This window comes from Paenibacillus wynnii (genome assembly GCF_000757885.1).
In the GTDB taxonomy this organism is placed as follows: domain Bacteria; phylum Bacillota; class Bacilli; order Paenibacillales; family Paenibacillaceae; genus Paenibacillus_AQ; species Paenibacillus_AQ wynnii.
Map to the genome: position 1 here is coordinate 113,139 of NZ_JQCR01000003.1, position 18,629 is coordinate 131,767.

The window sequence follows — 18,629 nt, forward strand, 5'->3', positions numbered from 1 at the left end:
AATCAACGCTACCTTAGGTAGTTTTTTTGATTTGGTGAATGTTGGTCGTGTTTTTGTATTGTAATTGACTAATGTAATATAGAATAATGACTACAATAAACTTTACTGTAATGCCCCCACCTGAAGGTTTAAGTCGGGATATCGAATGTTTGCGAATCGCTACACATACAGGAAATAAACCGCTGGAGGTTAAGGTATGTCCGAGCGGTTACCCTGGTATCGTTTTTCAGTATGCTACTGATAAAACCGCTGCCATAGAAAGTATAGCAATCCGCTCCGGGAAAACAGCTGCTATACCAATTCTCTTTCTTCATGGACAGGGATCAGAACCAAGTATCATGCGGTTTAGAGACATTCCCTATACGACGATTCAGGTGGTGTTTAAGCCTCATGCATGGTATAGCTTGTTTGGCTGGGATACGTCTGAATTTAAACAAGGTCTCCTTTTTCCTGATCAGTTTGGCGCGGTGGATCTAGAGAAACAGCTCCAGTCGGTGAACTTAATGGAGGAACAGCTTTACATTCGCGATCATATCTCTTGTATATCAGTAAGGGAGCTGGTTGCTGCTTTTCATATTTCTGAGCGACAATTTCAGAAGCGCTTCGTCCGAGTTGTAGGCATGACACCCAATTTATTCATAAGAGTGAGGAGAGTAAATGAAGCATTGAAGCTGATGCATTCAGGACAGTATGAACGATTGTCTGATGTCGCCTACGCACTGAACTATTACGATCAATCTCATTTTATACGCGAAATGAAGTCGTTTTCCTGGGTAAGCCCGAAACATATTGCGATGAGGGTTAGAGAATTTCATTCTGATCTAGCTGGGTCCTCATACTTGTAGAAAGGAAGCCAATACTCCCTTTGGTGTTTTTCTCATATTACGACAATAAGCGACAAGTTTCATTGACTGTAGGGGTACTAATAAGATAGTCTGTAGACGATTACAAAAAATATAAACACAGCGAAAATATGAGAACTAGGGAATAATAGTGCCTTACTTCTTAATCTTTGGAGGAGATTTAGTTGATTAAAATTATGGGTGACTCCACTTGTGATTTATCGGATGAGATCATTGAGAAATATAAAATTGGAATAGCCCCTTTAACGATAAACATAAATGGCAAAGAACATAGAGATCGGATAGATATTAAATCTGATGATTTTTTTGCAATGATGGGGAGTCTCGAAGAGAATCCTACAACTTCCATGCCAAATCCAGTAGAATATTTGAATATAATAAAGGATGCTATGGAGAATGGTTATACAGAGTTCCTTTGTATTTGTATGTCAAGTGGTACCAGTGGAACCTATCAATCTGCTGAAGTAGCTAAAGAAATCTTTTACGAGGAACATCCTGGTTCTTCTATTAAAATCCATGTTGTAGATTCAAAGTCTATGAGTCACGGTAGCGGCTGGTTAATTTTGAAATCGGCTTTATTAAGAGAACAAGGATTTAGTTTTGAAGAATTAGTAGACTTTAATGAAACCTATAAAATAAATGTGAAGCATTTTCTCTGCGTAGATGATTTAAATCACTTAATAAGAAGCGGTAGATTAACTAATGCTAGTGCTCTAATAGGTAGAATCCTGAAGATTAAGCCTATTATGTCCATGCGAAATGGTAAGGGCGCTATAGTCGCTAAAGAAAGAGGATTAAACGGAGTATTAAACCACTATGTGAAAGAATTTAACAAGCGAAATGATTGGGAAATTACAGATTTTATTCTCATAGGGTATACTTCGGAAAAGGATATTGCTGACAGATTGATGGATAAGATCAGGCAAGAAACTGATTTTAAAGGTGAAATATATATAATGCAAATGGGTGTGGCTGTTGGCACGCATGTAGGATTAAGAGCAGTTTCTATGTATTTCATTGAAAAAGGACATAAGCGAGATGGATTGTTGCTCAATGAACTTAGTGGAATAACTGAAATGAAGAATGGATTCATGAATAAATTTAGGAGTAAATAATCGAACCCATTCACAGGAACCTTTCTTTAGATGTCTATTCCAGATTTGACACTCAAAACTACAAACAAACTCGAACCGCCAACCCCAAAACATCCCATTGTTCAAACCAAAATTAGCGGTTGATGAATTCAAGCAGGATACTACGTTGTACATATTCGGCATGCCTTCGACGAACACATTCTTCTCCCTCATGAATGGCCAGCCCGTTGCTGGATCGCGTAGTGTCTGGAAGAGCTCTTTAGACTCCACGGGCGTAAACTCTGACCAATTGGGCAAGGATACAAGCCTTGTGGTTCGATCATCGCGACCCCCTTGACATTGTATGGATGAGTCATAGCATACTGCAAACCAATTGCCATTCCCCAGTCATGCCCCACGATACTGCTATTTGCTACCGGCTTGCCATCTCAGATTCCAGTTATAATACTGATCCAATTCTTGGTGACCGCCGAAATATTCTACGAGTCTCTCCACGCTGAATGTCACATCATTCTGATTACGAATCATGGCGATGGCGCACATACCCTTATTGTTGTTATGCTCATCCAGTCGGACCTCGATCTCCGGTCCGCCCTGCTGCTTGATAGTTACTATGGCGTTAGCCTCCGACCAGTTCGTGATTCCCTCATAGATGAAAGCAAAGATAACAATTCTGCTGATTTCCGAAAGATAATGGCCATTTATCCGCAGATTCTCGCCCGTAGTTACGGATCCGGTGCGGTCATCCCCGTCAAGGGAGATGTAAGGCGCCCTATTCAAACTTCCGAAGGATTCGCCGAGTGCTTGGATAGAGCCCTTAAGACCATTTTTTAATTCAAACAGACAACCAAGGTCCAGGTCAACGCCTTTACTTCCGAACCAGCCCGATGATTTTTTTTGATACCATTTGAGGTTGATCTGTATCTCGCCCAGGGATTCATTCCCTTTCTGGAGACTGATCATCTCCCCGCGTTTCTTAAGCAAGATGGAATTGAGATTTAAAGGAGGGGCTGGAGGTGATGCTGGTGAAGAGGGAGGAACATTGCCCGCCTTAGGCCGTGACCGCAGCTCTGGGAGAGGAATAGGCGACTGCTGCGATTGGATTTTTGGGCTAGCGGGTACAACTGACGACAAAATGTTATTAACCTTGATCCCATAACTTTCGCATAGGGCTGCTAAGCCTCCTGCATATCCGGAACCCACAGCGCTGAATTTCCATTCATTATTGTATCTATAGATTTCTCCGGCGACAATGGCGGTCTCTACAGAAAAAGCTTTCCCTAGTCTGTAGCGAACAAGTTCCGTTCCATCAGTAGCGTTGATGATCCGTATATACGTATCGTCTAGTAGCGAGAAGTTTTGCTGGCGCTGTTCACCCTCATAAATCGTTAGCGCAAAGGCAATGCGTTCGTATTCTGTAGGAATTTGCCTGAGCTCGACAGCGATTTGTGTGTTATCGGTCAACCCTGTATAGGCTTTTTTATCAGACTGCAACACAGCAACGGAGGAGTTCGAAGCAGAAGGGTTGGCATAAAAAATAAGGTCCTCATCTTTAGAGACCGTCTGGGCCGGAGTAAGCAAAAAAGCGGAAAAATCAACCTCAACCTCAGATCTCGTATTGTGCCAGCCCATTCCTACTATAATTCGGGTAAGTTGAGGCGAGTCTTTCGTTAAGTTGCATTTTTGTCCTTTTACCAGATCCAATGTCATTAGAATCAGCCTTTCAAAAGATTAGTAGAGTGGGATCAATACCTGAAGAGGTTATCACCTGCCACGTCTTCCTGCGTCGAGATTCGGACCATTTAGACTGGATAGCTTATCCAAGGAATGTTCGTAAATACGTACTATATCCTGCACCTTTTGGAACTCCGGATCGGAGGGACCCAGATTGTCCATGAACATACGCTGCAGGATTTCCTTATAAAAGGAGATGCGGCTTCCGATAAGCCCACTCTCGTAATCAATGACCTCTTCAATCGTGTGCTGCTCAACAAATCCCCTCAGGTCATCCATCGGATTATCGTGGGACTCCCGCTCATTGCGTGCGGCAATCGGAGTGTTAACATTTTCGAGGTTAACAGTGGAACGTATATTGGAAAAGAGAATATCTTCTTTTGCCAGCATTACCTGAAAAGGCTTATGCGTGAACAACTCTTGTACGACAAGAGCGCACATTGCCTGATTTCTCAGCAGCACACCATCAAATGGGTGTAGAACCCATCCCCATTCATCCCGATACAGGCTGAATGTGAAGTATTCACCTCCATATTCATATTTCAAATTAATAGAAGTTTCTGAAGTGAGTTCATATTGAAATGCTTCCATAGTTCTACTAACACCTCCTGCTTCATCGTTCTTTATGATTCTATTAGCATAGCAGAATATGGGGATTATTAGGAGGGGGGATTTTTCGAGAAAGGAGCTACATAACTTGTGGTAATGCTCATGTTCAGTAGCTTCACTCGCATACTTTTTGTGCGTAACATTAGTTTAAGCAAATTAACGGTATTCCATTGAATTCCCCCTCATTCCTGCTTATAATATAAACGATAAAATACAGAAAAAAAGGTGTCTATAAATGAGCATATTAAATGTTGAAGCATTAAGTCATGGCTTTGGGGATCGTGCGATCTTCAAGGATGTTGCATTCCGCCTGCTCAAAGGCGAGCATATCGGATTGATCGGTGCGAACGGCGAAGGTAAATCCACGTTTATGAACATTGTTACAGGCAAACTGCAGCCCGACGAAGGTAGGGTGGAGTGGTCCAAGCGGGTACGTGTTGGTTACCTTGATCAGCATGCTGCTTTGACCCAAGGGTTAACAATCCAAGATGTATTACGGGGTGCATTCCAATACTTGTTTGATCTTGAGCAAGAAATGAACGATATGTACGGCCGGATGGGTGACGTCTCCCCGGAAGAACTGGAGAAAATGCTTGAGGAAGTAGGCACGATCCAGGATACTCTGACGAATCAGGATTTCTATATGATCGATGCGAAGGTGCAGGAGACGGCGCGTGGATTAGGAATTACGGACATAGGACTGGATCGAGATGTATCTGAGCTTAGCGGGGGACAACGCACGAAGATATTGCTGGCCAAACTGCTGCTGGAGAAACCGGACATTCTGCTCCTCGATGAGCCTACGAACTATTTGGACGAGCAGCATATTGAATGGCTGAAGCGTTATCTTCAGGAGTATGAGAATGCGTTTATCCTTATCTCACATGACATTCCGTTCCTGAACAACGTAATCAACCTGATTTACCATATGGAAAACCTGAAGTTGTCCCGTTATGTGGGCGATTATAATCAATTCCAGCAGGTCTATGAAATGCGCAAGCAGCAGCATGAATCGGCCTTTAACAGACAGCAGCAGGAAATTGCTGAGTTGAAGGACTTTGTTGCCCGCAATAAAGCCAGCGTGGCTACCCGTAATATGGCGATGTCCCGACAGAAAAAGCTCGACAAGATGGACATCATCGAAATGTCGAAAGAGAAGCCTAAGCCCCAGTTTAATTTCAAGGATGCCAAAACAGCAGGCAAAGTTATTTTTGAAGCTAAAGGGCTTGTTATTGGGTATGAAGAACCTCTGTCTCGGCCTCTGGATTTACTGATGGAACGTGGTCAAAGAGTAGCGCTGGTCGGTGCGAACGGTATCGGAAAGACGACTTTGCTACGTAGTATTCTGGGCGAAATCCCGGCATTGTCCGGGTCGGTAGAGCTTGGATACAACCAAGAGATCGGTTATTTCGAACAGGAATCGAAGGAAGGAAAGAACAATACCTGTATTGAAGAAATATGGGATACATTCCCTTCCTTGTCTCAATTCGAGGTGCGTGCTGCACTAGCGAAATGCGGACTCACCACGAAGCACATTGAGAGTAAAATTTCGGTTCTCAGCGGTGGGGAGAAAGCCAAGGTACGTCTGTGCAAGCTCATTAACCGGGAGACCAACATTCTTGTGCTGGATGAGCCCACGAACCATTTGGATGTGGATGCGAAGGAAGAGCTCAAGCGGGCTTTGAAAGCATACAAAGGAAGCATACTGTTAATTTCCCACGAACCGGAGTTTTATCGTGATATCGCCACCGATATTTGGAATTGCGAATCCTGGACTACGAAAATATTCTAATAAACCGTATACTAGTGTAAAGAAATAGAAAAGGACCGTCCGGTAAAATATCCGGATGGTCCTTTTCTAATGTTCATTTAAACATGGATTGCTGGATCCAATGAATTATATTGAATTGAAAGTCCAGTTAATCCACTGCGGACCGTAAAGCTCTTATTTTTGCTAATGAACCCATTAGAGAAACCATACGGACCTGAGAGCTCTTATTGCACCTCAAACGTCTATATTTGGAGTGATTTTGAGTAAATAGCTGCATCTGAGTCCGTATGGATAATGAAACCTAAAGTTTTGCTGAAATAAGGCTTCTAGTGTCCGTATAAACTGAAACTGACTAAATATCAGCTGTGGAACATGACAGTTTCTAAGTGTGTATGTGTCGGTATAGAACCACTACCATCACAGCTTGCTGCTCTTAGGGTTAAGCTTCCATCTTTTGGGCTGTGTAGAGCCGGTAATAAAGACCCCGGTATCTTATGAGCTCGTCATGTGTTCCACTTTCCGCAATGCCTTTGTTGGACACATACATGATACGGTCACAGTTTTTCACGGTGGAAAGCCGATGTGCAATAATGAACGAGGTTCGCCCCTTTAGTAATTCATTTAGGCCTTTCTGGAGCAAACGTTCGGTCTTGGCGTCGATAGAAGAAGTGGCTTCATCCAAAATGAGAATGCGCGGATCAGCCAGAAGTGTCCTTGCGAATGAAATGAGCTGCCGCTGGCCTTGGGACAGCTTGGAGCCGCGCTCGTTGACCTCCGTTTGGTAGCCCTGGTCAAATTCACGGATGAAATCGTCAGCGCAAACCGCTTTCGCGGCGGCGATTACTTCTTCCTCGGTGGCATCCAGTCTGCCGTAACGAATATTGTCCAGTATGGTGCCGGAGAATATGAAACTGTCCTGCAGCATAATCCCCATTTGGCTGCGAAGGGACTTCAGCGTAATCTGCGAGATATCCTGCCCGTCAATAAGAATCCTGCCGCCGGTAAGGTTATAAAATCGTGAGATCAAATTGACGACCGTTGTTTTGCCTGCACCTGTCGGTCCAACTAGGGCAATACTTTCTCCCTCTTTGACATCAAAGGAGATGTTCTCCAAAATATTCAACCCTGGATCATAGGCAAAGGTCACGTTGTCGAAAGTGACTTTACCCTGAACAGGCAGAAGTTCCTTGGCATCGGGAATATCGCTGACCGAAACCGGCTCATCCAGCGTTTCGAAGATACGCTCAAGATAGGCAACGGCGTTGATAAAGTTATTGTATAGGTTAGAGAGGTTCAAAATCGGCTGCCAGAATCGGGCTGCGTAGCTGCTCATAGCCAGAATGACACCCAGTGTTGCTTCTTTGGGATCAAGTGTCAACAAGCCCACAAGAAAGATCAATGCCGTAACGATAGTAGATAAGTTATCAACCGTAAAAGGAATAAGCATGTTGTAATTCAGAGCCCGTAACCACTCCTTGCGGAAATTGCCGGCAAGTCGGGTGAAGGTTCCCTCATTGTGTTGTTCACGGGAGAAGATTTGCGTCACACCAATGCCGCTGATGCTTTCCTGCAAATAAGCGTTCAGATTGGAGCTTTTGTTGGATACCGCTTGCCATGCCCGGCGTTGTCGTGTCTTGATGAGCAGCATGATGCCTAAGAAAATCGGCAGTCCTGCAAGGATGACGAGCGAAAGCCGTACATCTAAAGCGAACATGAAAGCGGCGATAAAGATTAAGTTTACGATCTCGAGAATGAAGTTGATAATGCCGTTAGATAACACATCCGAAACTGAATTGACGTAATTTACGACCCGGATCAGAATCTTGCCCTGTGGACGGTCGTCATAATATTTAAAGGGCAGTTCCTGTAAATGCTTGAATAAATCCGTGCGGATTTCAAAAATAATGTCTTGTCCGACGCTTGTCATTATGCGCGAGCGGATGGTAGCCAAAATAACGCTGACCACGATAGTCAAAAGCATCAGCAATGACCAACCGAGCAGCGGAAGCTTTGCCTCCGCGGGAATGGTCACGTCGATTACATGCTGTATGATCAGCGGTGCCGACAGCGCAATGGCTGCCGAGAGAGCACTGAGCACAAACGCAACTATCATAGGCGTTTTCTTCCGTCTAATGTAAACCATCGCACGCCGGAAGTGTCTGATATCGAAGGGGGACTCTAGGTTCTCGTCAACGTCAAATTTATTTCTTGCCATTAGCGATCACCTGCCTTCCAATGCCCTCATTCTGCAGCATAAATACCTCATAGTAATAGCCCCGTTTTGCCAACAGTTCGGTATGAGTGCCTTCTTCAATCAAACGGCCGCCATCCAGGATGAGAATACGGTCTGCCTCTGCTGTGGTGGATACTCGCTGGGCAATGATAAGCTTCGTACACGGATAATCCAGCTCGCGCAGACTTCGCTGAATATGCTCCTCAGTCTCAAGATCGACGGCAGAAGTCGTGTCATCCAGTATCAGGATGGGACGGTGGACCGCCAAGGCACGAGCTAACGCAATGCGCTGCTTCTGTCCTCCAGACAAGCCGACACCGCGTTCCCCGACAACCGTATCATACCTTTCGGGCATCCGGGAGATGAAATCATGCGCGGCCGCGAGCTCGGCATATTCCATAGCCTCTTCCTCCGGGAGATCAGGGTCGCCATAGGCGATGTTTCCGTCGATGGTATCGGAGAACAAAAGGACGTCCTGGGTCGCCATGCCGATGTTCCCGCGGAGTTCATCAAGCTCCAGTTCACGGACATCAACACCGTCTACCAGCACACGTCCATCGGATACATCATAGAAACGGGGGATGAGATTAATGAGTGTTGTTTTGCCCGAACCTGTCGGACCCATAATTGCAACAGTTTCTCCAGGTTCAACCGTAAAGCTGACATCGTCCAGAACTGTAGCGCTGTCATATTTAAAGCGGACATGCTCAAACGTAATGCGCCCCTCGTAACGGTGTTTGGTAAATAGGGGATGCTCGTTAACAATAGTGGGTTTGGCGTAATAGATCTCAACGATCTTGGTCAGGCTGGCAAAAAAACGCTGGATGTCGTTGATAATAATGCCGATGTTACGCATGGGGTTTGATATAGCCCAGATCAGTGAAGAGAAGGCGGCGAATTCGCCGAAGGTGATCCGGTCATTCATAAGGAACAGCCCGCCGGCCAACATCAGGATGACATTGAACCCCTGCGCTAAGGTTTCCAGATAAGGGAAGTAATCGAGCCATACGAGCGCGGCCTTTTTGTTCGCTGTAGAATAGTTGACGTTCTTTTCTGTGAATTTCTCAATCTCGTACTCCTCGCGGGCGAACGCCTTAACCACACGGTTTCCTGAAATATTCTCCTGCGCAGTCGTGTTGAGCTGAGACAGCCGCTCGCGCAGATCCACATACATAGGTCGGACGTGTTTGGCAAATATGTAGGCCACGATAAAAATCAGCGGTGACAGGGTAAGCATCCACAGCGTCAGTTCGGTATCAATGGTAAAAAAATAGATAACGGCGGCAGCGAAAATCGTTAAGGATTCGATGATCGTTTTGAAAATCCATGCCATGGAGTGCCGTACCATGTCCAGATCTCCTGTCATCTTGGTCATAAGATCGCCGGTACGGTTATGATCGTAATATTCTCTGTCTTGTCCTTGAATCTTGTTGTAGAGATAAATACGTATGCGATACAGCATGTTTTGCGAGGAGCGCTCGTACTGCATGGTTGTCACATAAGCCAGACCCGTCCGCAGCAGGGAAAACCCGATCATACCCAGGCAGAGTGCGATCAAGAGTCCCCGTTCTTGTGTCAAATTCTGCGAGGCATTGTCACCGGCTATAAACGTATCGACAATGCGCTGACTGATGTACGGATTCACAATCGTAAGACTCGAACCCACCACAGAGAGACAGAGAGCCAGTATATAACGCGACCTGTTTCCCTTCAGATTCTGCCATAGCCATTTAAGTTCGAACATCTGATCACCTGTTTCTGTTCTGTTTGTTCTTCACTCTTCTATTAAAGAATGAATAAATCAACGTGATTATAACATTAACAAACGGCCAGCATCGGTTACTGTATTATTTTCTTGTTACAATCGATTGAACTTTTGTTTACCAAGGTTTAACTCGATTACCTTTAGGTGCTGAAGATGAAGAAACGAGGAAATACGAACGTTTATACATTAGGAATTGATTTTATACACTATTTTATTTATAAATGTTAAATTACCTCACAAGAAATGATTGAAGTATTCTTCAATATGCGTTAAGTTAGTGAAAAGAAATAATAATGTCAGTTTATATAACATAAACTTGGCTTATTAAGAATCCTGAGGGTCTGCTCGGTTCGATTATACGGATCCCGATGGCATTCCTTCCATTTCAACCATGTACGGTATTTCATAGGTATTCTTTAGCTTGGCTATTGTGATAGGAGTTATGGCTGTTGTGTTTTATATCTTTAATCAGGACCCTCCGAAACCAGCTGAGCCGAAATGTTCAAAATGGTGCCTGAAGTATCTTCTGGCAATACAGGAGCAGTTACAGGGAATGTGGGTGCTGCAGGAGGAATTGGCGGATTTTTCCCGCCAATTGTACTCGGTATAGCATAGACGCTGGAGTTTTTCACTTGAGGCGGTGACAGCTGTTTACACTTGAATGGAGGTTTAAAGATGGCAAAAAGAAAGTTAGTTGTGATCGGAAACGGTATGGCGGGTGTACGCTGCGTCGAAGAAATTCTAAATATCGATCGGGATGCTTTTGAAATTACTATATTCGGCAAAGAGCCCCATCCCAACTATAACCGCATATGGTTATCGAAGGTGCTTCAAGGCGATACGACCATCCAAGATATCACGATTAATGACTGGCAATGGTATGAAGACAATCAAATCCAACTGTTCACAAATGAAATAGTTACCAATGTAGACGTTGAACGTAAGAGGGTTGTTACTGAATCTGGGATAAGCGTCGTTTACGACGTACTTATCTTCGCTACGGGGTCTTTGCCGTTTATGCTGTCTTTGCCGGGTGCGAATAAACAGGGCGTTACAGCCTTTCGGGATATTAGCGACTGTGAAACGATGATGGAAGCTTCCAAAAGCTATCAGAAGGCAGTGGTTATCGGCGGAGGATTACTTGGGCTCGAAGCGGCTCGGGGCTTATTGAATCTCGGTATGAAGGTGGATGTCGTTCATATTTTTGACAGTATTATGGAAAGACAACTTGACCAAACGGCTGCCAAAATGCTTCAGGCAGAGCTGGAAAAGCAAGGAATGCGCTTTTTACTGGAGAAACAATCGGAAGAAATTCTCGGACGCAAACGCGTGACAGAGCTGAAGTTCAAAGATGGCTCCAGAACCGATGCCGATCTGCTAGTCATGGCAGTAGGCGTCAGGCCTAACGTTCAGTTGGCTAAGGAGAGTGAGATCGAAACAAACCGCGCTATAGTCGTTAACGATTTTATGCAGACAAGTGTATCTGATGTATTCGCGGTAGGAGAATGCGCGGAACATCGCGGTGTTGTGTATGGTTTGGTGGCACCGCTCTATGAGCAGGGGAAGGTGCTAGCGAAAACGCTGTGCGGTGTAGAAAATGAAGGCTATCATGGTTCGGTGTTGGCGACTCAGCTAAAAGTTTCGGGCGTTGACGTATTCTCTGCTGGTGAATTTACAGATAGCAATGAAGTGAAATCGTTGAAATGGATTGATGGTCTCCGCAACACTTACAAGAAAATTGTTATACGTGATAATAAAATTGTCGGAGCGGTTCTGTTTGGTGACATTAGTGAGGGTACGAAGCTTCTAGGCATGATCAAGCAACAGACGGATATCTCTGTTTATGAGAAGGAAATGAATGATGCCGGCGCACGCGGCCAGGAATCGGGGGACAGAGTCGCGAACATGCCCGATAAGGAACTGGTGTGCGCTTGCAACGGGGTTACCAAAGGGACGATTATGCAGGCTATTCAAGAACATGGCTTACAAACGGTCGATGAAGTAAAAAAATGCACGAAAGCATCCAGTTCTTGTGGTAGTTGCAAAACGATGGTCAGCAGCATTTTGGATTATGTTCACCTTAATGGTTTTGATCAGTCGGTGGAGAAAGAAACCGTCTGTGCCTGCACAACGTTAAGCCATGATGAACTTATGTTGGAGATTCAGAACCGCCGTTTTTCCGATACGGGTGAAATCATGTCCGCATTGGATTGGCAGACGGAAACAGGGTGTGTAATTTGCCACCCCGCGCTGAATTATTATTTAGGCGTTCATAGCTCAACGGTGCTGCATGTGAATGAGGATGTGCCAATAGGCATTCAGGCCGATGGCACCTATGCGGTTATGCCTAAAATGTATGGTGGTGTAACAACCCCGGAACAGCTGCGGCTAATTGCGGACATTGTTGAGAAACACGAAATCCCGCTCATGAAGCTGCTGGAAGGACCGCAACTTGGTCTGCTCGGTATTGCTGCGGCGGACGTAGAGGCCGTTATGACGGATCTGAATATACCGATTACCGGACCGGTATACGGAAAGACAGTGAATACGGTTGGAACATGCAGCGGTATAAGATATTCCGTAGATGCGATGCAGGACTCCATCGGACTTGGTGTCACCTTGGAGATGAAGTTAGAGAGGCTGCAAATGCCTCAAGAAATTAAGATTGGGGTATCGGCCAGTCCGCACAACCGTGCAGGATCACTTACGAAGGATATTGGAATCGTGGGTGTGCCGGGTGGATGGGAGATGTATGTAGGCGGCAATGGGGAACGGCATGTGAAACCAGGTCAACTATTATATACAGCTGCAACGGATGAGGAGCTTATGTCACTTGTGGCTGCTTTTCTGCAATATTACAGGGAGACAGGGCATTTCGCAGAACGGGTATCGCAATGGATAGAACGAATGGGTCTTCTGCAAATCAGGGAAGCTCTGTTCGATCCATATCTTTTTCAACTATTAGAAAGCCGCATGGAGAAGGCACTTTTAAATTCATCAGGGCAAGTAAATCAGCAGCCTACAGCTGCAGTGATAAGGTGATCATATGAAACCATTAACGATACTGAATAATCAAGCGGATTTGGAAGCTTTTGCAGGACAAGAGCATGTTATGGATACTCAGTGTCCCTTTTGCAGTGTGCAATGTAAAATGCAGGTTGTAGAGCATCTTGGCAAGGAGCGGAATACCTATACTGTTCTACCAAAGCCCAACGCGGCTTCAGAAGGCAGATTGTGTATCAAAGGGATGAATGCCTATCAGCATGCCCTAAGCAGCGATCGACTCACCTATCCAATGGCCAAAGTGGATGGAGCATTTGTGAGAGTCAGCTGGGAGGAAGCGTACCGGATTATTCAATCCAATTTCACTCAAATTGGACAGCAGTTCGGAAACGATGCGATTGGCGTATACGGCGGGGGATCTCTGACCAATGAATCCGCGTATTTACTTGGGAAATTTGCACGGGTCGCGCTGCGGACCAAATATATTGATTACAATGGACGGTTTTGTATGTCCGCGGCTGCGTCGGCCGGCAATAAGGCATTTGGAATTGACCGTGGCTTGACCAACCAGCTGTCCGAAATTCCGATGGCAAAGTGTATCATTTTGGCGGGAACAAATATTGCAGAATGCCAGCCCACGCTCATGCCTTATTTTACAAGGGCAAAGGAGAACGGAACTTTCATTATAGCCATTGATCCTAGAAATACAGGCACTACCGAGATGGCGGATTTGCATTTAAAGGTAAAGCCGGGGATGGATGCAGCTTTAGTCAACGGCATGTTGAAAGTGTTGGTGGATGAAGCTTATGTAGATGAGTCGTTTGCTAGGGAACGCACTAACGGGTTTCAAGAGCTAAGGGAGCATCTTGCGAATATTGACCTTAATGATATCGCAGAAATAACGGGCGTTCCATTGGTGCAAATTCGCCAAGCCGCAGAAGCCTTCGGCAAAGCAGCAACCGGTATGGTATTTACTGCAAGAGGTGTAGAACAGCAGACAGATGGATATATGGCCGTGCGAAACTTCCTTAATATGGTGCTGATTACCGGAAAGATTGGGAAAGAGGGCTGTGGTTACGGCGCGATTACGGGCCAAGGTAACGGTCAAGGGGGCAGAGAGCACGGACAAAAAGCCGATCAGCTTCCAGGATACCGTTCGATTGAAAATCCGATCGATCGTGCCTATATCGCAGAGGTATGGGGTGTGAAGCCTGACGAATTACCCGGAAAGGGCGTTTCCGCCTATGAAATGATGGAAAAAGTCCATGAGGAGGAGATTCGTGCACTGTTTGTCATGGGCTCCAATCCGCTTGTCTCTAATCCTAATGCCAACTTTGTGGAAGAGGGCCTGAGTAAGCTGAAGTTCCTGGTGGTAGCCGACATGTTCCTCTCTGAAACAGCACGGATGGCTGATTTAATTTTGCCTACTTCCTCTTATTTGGAGAATGAAGGCACATTAACCAACATGGAAGGCCGTGTTTTGTTGAGAGAGGCAAGTCGGGCGGTTATGGGTGAAGTGAAGCATGATTGGGAAATATTGTGCGGCATTGCCCAAAGCCTTGGAAGAGAGTCTTATTTCTCTTACACCAATGTGGAGCAAATTTTCGAGGAGCTTCGTATTGCAAGCCGCGGAGGGCTGGCTGATTATTATGGCATCACCTATGACCGGCTGCGTCGGGATGAAGGGGTGTATTGGCCTTGTCCAAGCTTGGATCACCCTGGAGAAAAGCGATTATTCGAGAAGGAGTTTGCGCATCCGGGCGGTAAGGCAGAGTTGATAGCGGTGGATAATCATTTCCCTGATGAGCAGGTAAGCGGCGAGTTTCCGCTATACTTGACAACCGGTCGCGTACTCTCGCATTATTTGACAGGTGTGCAAACCCGGAGAAGTCATACCTTGGCGGCACGCAGCTTTGAATCCTTTATGGAAATTCACCCGAAGACGGCACAAAAGTACCAGATCGAGGATGACTCATTAATACGGCTGGAGTCGAAGCGGGGAAGTATCGTAGTCCGTAGCAAGCTGACGAGGGAAATTCGCGAGGATACGGTATTTGTTCCTATGCATTGGGGTGGTATTCAGAATGTGAACAAAGTTACGAATCAAGCGCTGGATCCAACGTGTAAAATGCCTGGCTTTAAAGTATGTGCGGTGAATGCAAGGCCGCTTGTGGAATCGATGTAGAGTTCGAAACAAACAGTGAATTTGAAATAGGCAAATCCCCAAAGGCATGAGTCCTTTGGGGATTTTTTTGTGAAATAATGTTCTTCAGACGAGCATAGTTCGAAAATTCGAATATCCCCCACTACGGAGTCCGCAAGCTTGGCGAAACATTATGTTTTTCCGCAAATAAGGTCTCTGTGGTCCGTTATAACTTTGCTGGTATTGCATAGGCTCTTCCGCTATCGAAGGATAAGCAATGGTAGAAGGAACCGGAGATACTTACGGCTGCACTTCAATTGTTAATCTGGCTTCAATCGTGTATAGTTTGGATGGAAAAAACCTACAATGCAAACAGAGTTTTGTGTCAAGAAGATAGATCGTGATTAGAGGATAGCGTGTAATCAAATTTGTAATTGGAGTTGATGTAACATGAGTATTGATTTAATCTGCACAATTGGTCCAGCCAGTTCTTCTTCTGCCGTTCTCAAGGAATTGCTGCTTAGCGGTATGACAATCGCACGACTCAATATGTCACACGGGAACCATGGAGAACATAAACGTGTAATTGAAGCTTTGAGAGAATGTTCCGTCGAATTGGGGAAATCCGTACGGATTTTGGGTGACTTGCAAGGACCAAAAATTCGTCTGAAGAGCGTGCAAGGGGATGCGGTTCAATTAGAAGAGGGCCAAACGTTTATCCTCGACCAATCTGATGAACCGGGAGGAAGGGAACGCGCGGCGCTCGATAACCCCGGTGTAATGGAAGATATTCAAAAAGGAGCGGCTATCCTAATCAATGATGGGGAAGTTAAGCTTGTGGTGATGGATAAGAATCAGGGAAGCATCTTCACACGGGTTAGTGTAGGCGGAATGATCGGTAGCCGAAAGGGTGTCAATCTTCCGGGAACGAGAACTCACTTACCAGCCATCACGGAAAAGGACAAGCAGGATCTTCAATTTCTGTTGGAGAACAATGTCGATTGGATAGCATGTTCTTTTATCCGCGAGGCGTCTCATTTGAAGGAAATTCGAAGTTATATATCTGCTCTGGGTAAATATAAACAACCAGGCCTCGTTTCCAAAATTGAAACCGTTCATGCCGTTCTTAACTTTCAATCTATAATGGAGGTGTCGGATGGCATTATGATTGCGAGGGGAGATCTTGGTGTGGAGCTGCCTTTCGAGCAAATCCCGTTCATTCAGAAAGCGATCCTTCACGAGTGCAGTCGATCAAAGACTTATGTCATCACTGCCACCCAAATGCTGCAATCCATGGTCGATCACGCGGTTCCAACGCGCGCTGAGGTAACTGATGTCTCTCAGGCTGTACTGGACGGAACCGACGCCGTGATGCTATCAGCCGAAAGTTCTATCGGTAAATATCCAGTAAAAAGCACGAGAGTCCTGGATACTATTGCGACATTTGCGGAGAACATGCGCGAGCAAGGGAAGAGCGATTTCTCGTTGGAGAAGATATTCACTCATCCCTCGTTTGTTAATCTGCATTTGAAAGTTGCTTTGGATAACGGGGCGGATGAATTGAACGATTAGAATACGTGAAAATTTAGGGTTCTTAGCTTAGTTGGTAGAGTATCTACTCTAATCAACCAAAAAAACGGCAGAAATGTCGTTTTTTTGGTGCGCCCAGAATGGGTGCACTGCACTTGAGTCCGAAAGCTTGGTGAAATCGTGTTCTAACTTAGCTGACTCATACTCAACAGGAGGATTTTAGTTAATTCCACCTAATCTGCCCTCCTACGATATCCAAATAACTGCCCCAACGTGACAATAATGTAACAATCCCCCTCCTGCCTATCACCTGGATCGAACGACAGTGCTAGCTCTAAACCATACAATAAGTGTGTTGGAACTAGCTGTTATAAGGAGAGGATTTAAGTTGAATAAAATGTTGAGTAAGAATATGAGTAAGAATAGGAAAACCCGCCGCAAGTTCGGCATCCTGACGGCTGTGCTGACGCTGACTGTTGCCTTTGAAACAAGTGCATACGCGCAACAGAAACCTGAGTCGGATCGGTTTACTTCGGTCAAACAGCTTGCCGCACTCGGCAGTACAGCACCAAGAGATTATACGGACGGGCCGCGTGACGCTAAGGAAGTCGAGGCATTTCTTGACTCGTTTTTTGCTCAGGATGCCATCAAGCAAAAGTTGATGTGCCAGGCCCGGGCGAAGCTATTGGGTATACTGGTCTGAGAAAGGCCTTAAGCAAGGAGCTGGACGCGGTTGCTTTTCCACAGGCTGTTGATTTTGGCGCAAGCGGGGTTCAAGTCAAAATCAATATCACAAGTGAAATGGATCGCTATGCCATGAATTACAGTGTATATGGCCGTCAACTGGTCGTGCCGATGGAGGTGGTAAGGGCTGTTCGTGAGAAGATGCCTACCTCCCCCGAATATGAAGCCATCCACATCGATACCTACCAAATTGCGGATAAGAAAGAACGTGCAGCCGCATCCAGCATTTATGCGGAGGTAGTCAAGGTAAATAAGCTTAGTCCTGACTTTGATACATTTTATAAAGCGTCGCTCCGTAAATTTGGGCTGATCATTTTTATAGCAGGTTTTCTTGGTCTTGTCTTCCTGATCTCCACGGGCAGTATTCTATATTTCAAGCAGATGACAGAGGCGGAGCAAGAAAGGAAAAGCTATACGATTCTACGGCAACTCGGGTTCGGGGAGCGTGAGATTATGGGCGGCATTATTCGCAAGCAGATGTTTGTATTTGCGATTCCGCTGGGGATCGGGCTTATGCATTCCGTGTTTGCTGTTAAAGCGGCTTCCAAGCTGGCCTTGTCTGACCTCACCCTTCCGACCGCTATTGCCATGTCTGTATACACACTTATTTACTTCGTGTTCGCGGTGCTTACTATTGTTTATTATCGCCGAATTGTGAGGGCAGCACTTTAGAGGTTTGGCTATTTGTGTTGGATTCCCTGGGAGTCAATTCTATAAGCGGCAGAGATGCCGTTTTTTTGTTGTTTCTGAGTCTAAAATGGTGATTTACTCCAAATAAGAGCTTCCAAGTCCACTTTATTACGCCGGTGATCAACATCCCTACTTTCCAGCATCTAATTTCTTAAGTGGAAGGAAAGTCTTTAAAATATTCACTATTAACAAGATGAAGCAAAATACTATATTTTGAAAAATGCACAAATTTTAGGTGGAAATTAGAATCGAAACCGGTTTATAATGTATTTATAATTATTGGTTGCGCTTTCAATTGAGAATGCGATATGAAGAATACAATAAATGAACATCCAACACGCTTAAATACTCCAACTTGAAAACATAGCAGCCCATGGAGTTCCGTTGAAAAGAAGATAACTAGTGTCATTTACGAAACCGGTTGGGATGAAACTAACCACCGCCAAAGGC

The 18,629-nt window shown here is 45.2% G+C and carries 12 protein-coding genes; 8 read left to right on the plus strand and 4 right to left on the minus strand.

All coding sequences use genetic code 11. The features are described from left to right. Positions 1–110: 110 nt before the first annotated feature. Together PWYN_RS15840 and PWYN_RS15845 are read left to right on the plus strand one after the other, a co-directional pair. Complete coding sequence (locus PWYN_RS15840) at positions 111–845, plus strand: helix-turn-helix domain-containing protein (protein ID WP_338049238.1); 735 nt, start codon at positions 111–113, stop codon at positions 843–845. Between the two features lie 182 nt (positions 846–1,027). Then, entirely contained in the window at positions 1,028–1,978 is a 951-nt protein-coding gene (locus PWYN_RS15845) for a DegV family protein (RefSeq protein WP_036654039.1), read from the plus strand. A 384-nt stretch (positions 1,979–2,362) separates the two neighbouring features. Here the strand turns inward: PWYN_RS15845 and PWYN_RS15850 are convergent, their stop codons facing one another. Both PWYN_RS15850 and PWYN_RS15855 read right to left on the minus strand, forming a co-directional pair. Further along, positions 2,363–3,667 (minus strand): TerD family protein, encoded by a 1,305-nt coding sequence (locus PWYN_RS15850; protein WP_036654041.1) that lies wholly within the window; start codon positions 3,665–3,667, stop codon positions 2,363–2,365. A gap of 54 nt (positions 3,668–3,721) precedes the next feature. Next, on the minus strand, positions 3,722–4,282 hold the full coding sequence (locus tag PWYN_RS15855) for a hypothetical protein (RefSeq protein ID WP_036654043.1): 561 nt from the start codon (positions 4,280–4,282) through the stop codon (positions 3,722–3,724). Positions 4,283–4,535: 253 nt separating this feature from the next. Here PWYN_RS15855 and PWYN_RS15860 point away from each other — a divergent pair, with 253 nt between their 5' ends. Then, on the plus strand, positions 4,536–6,092 hold the full coding sequence (locus PWYN_RS15860; protein WP_036654049.1) for an ABC-F family ATP-binding cassette domain-containing protein: 1,557 nt from the start codon (positions 4,536–4,538) through the stop codon (positions 6,090–6,092). A gap of 418 nt (positions 6,093–6,510) precedes the next feature. Here PWYN_RS15860 and PWYN_RS15865 read toward each other — a convergent pair whose 3' ends face one another. Both PWYN_RS15865 and PWYN_RS15870 read right to left on the minus strand, forming a co-directional pair. Then, positions 6,511–8,286 carry an ABC transporter ATP-binding protein gene (locus tag PWYN_RS15865; RefSeq protein WP_036654051.1) on the minus strand — a complete coding sequence of 592 codons (1,776 nt, stop codon included), beginning with the start codon at positions 8,284–8,286 and terminating at the stop codon, positions 6,511–6,513. Next, complete coding sequence (locus PWYN_RS15870) at positions 8,273–10,048, minus strand: ABC transporter ATP-binding protein (RefSeq protein ID WP_036654053.1); 1,776 nt, start codon at positions 10,046–10,048, stop codon at positions 8,273–8,275. The genes PWYN_RS15865 and PWYN_RS15870 overlap by 14 nt, the downstream gene beginning before the upstream one ends. 696 nt (positions 10,049–10,744) lie before the next feature. On the opposite strand from PWYN_RS15870, the gene nirB reads away from it, so the two are divergent. From nirB to PWYN_RS15895, 5 genes are all read left to right on the plus strand, one after another. After that, positions 10,745–13,111 carry a nitrite reductase large subunit NirB gene (gene nirB / locus PWYN_RS15875; protein ID WP_052088028.1) on the plus strand — a complete coding sequence of 789 codons (2,367 nt, stop codon included), beginning with the start codon at positions 10,745–10,747 and terminating at the stop codon, positions 13,109–13,111. Positions 13,112–13,115: 4 nt separating this feature from the next. Next, positions 13,116–15,257, plus strand: a complete 2,142-nt coding sequence (gene nasC / locus PWYN_RS15880) for an assimilatory nitrate reductase catalytic subunit NasC (protein ID WP_052088029.1) — start codon at positions 13,116–13,118, stop codon at positions 15,255–15,257. A 408-nt stretch (positions 15,258–15,665) separates the two neighbouring features. Further along, positions 15,666–16,787: a pyruvate kinase gene (gene pyk / locus PWYN_RS15885; protein ID WP_084146755.1), complete on the plus strand. Its 1,122-nt coding sequence runs from the start codon at positions 15,666–15,668 to the stop codon at positions 16,785–16,787. 370 nt (positions 16,788–17,157) lie between these two features. Then, positions 17,158–17,448 (plus strand): hypothetical protein, encoded by a 291-nt coding sequence (locus PWYN_RS15890; RefSeq protein WP_157261194.1) that lies wholly within the window; start codon positions 17,158–17,160, stop codon positions 17,446–17,448. Next, complete coding sequence (locus PWYN_RS15895) at positions 17,409–18,161, plus strand: ABC transporter permease (RefSeq protein ID WP_052088030.1); 753 nt, start codon at positions 17,409–17,411, stop codon at positions 18,159–18,161. The genes PWYN_RS15890 and PWYN_RS15895 overlap by 40 nt, the downstream gene beginning before the upstream one ends. Positions 18,162–18,629: the final 468 nt, after the last annotated feature.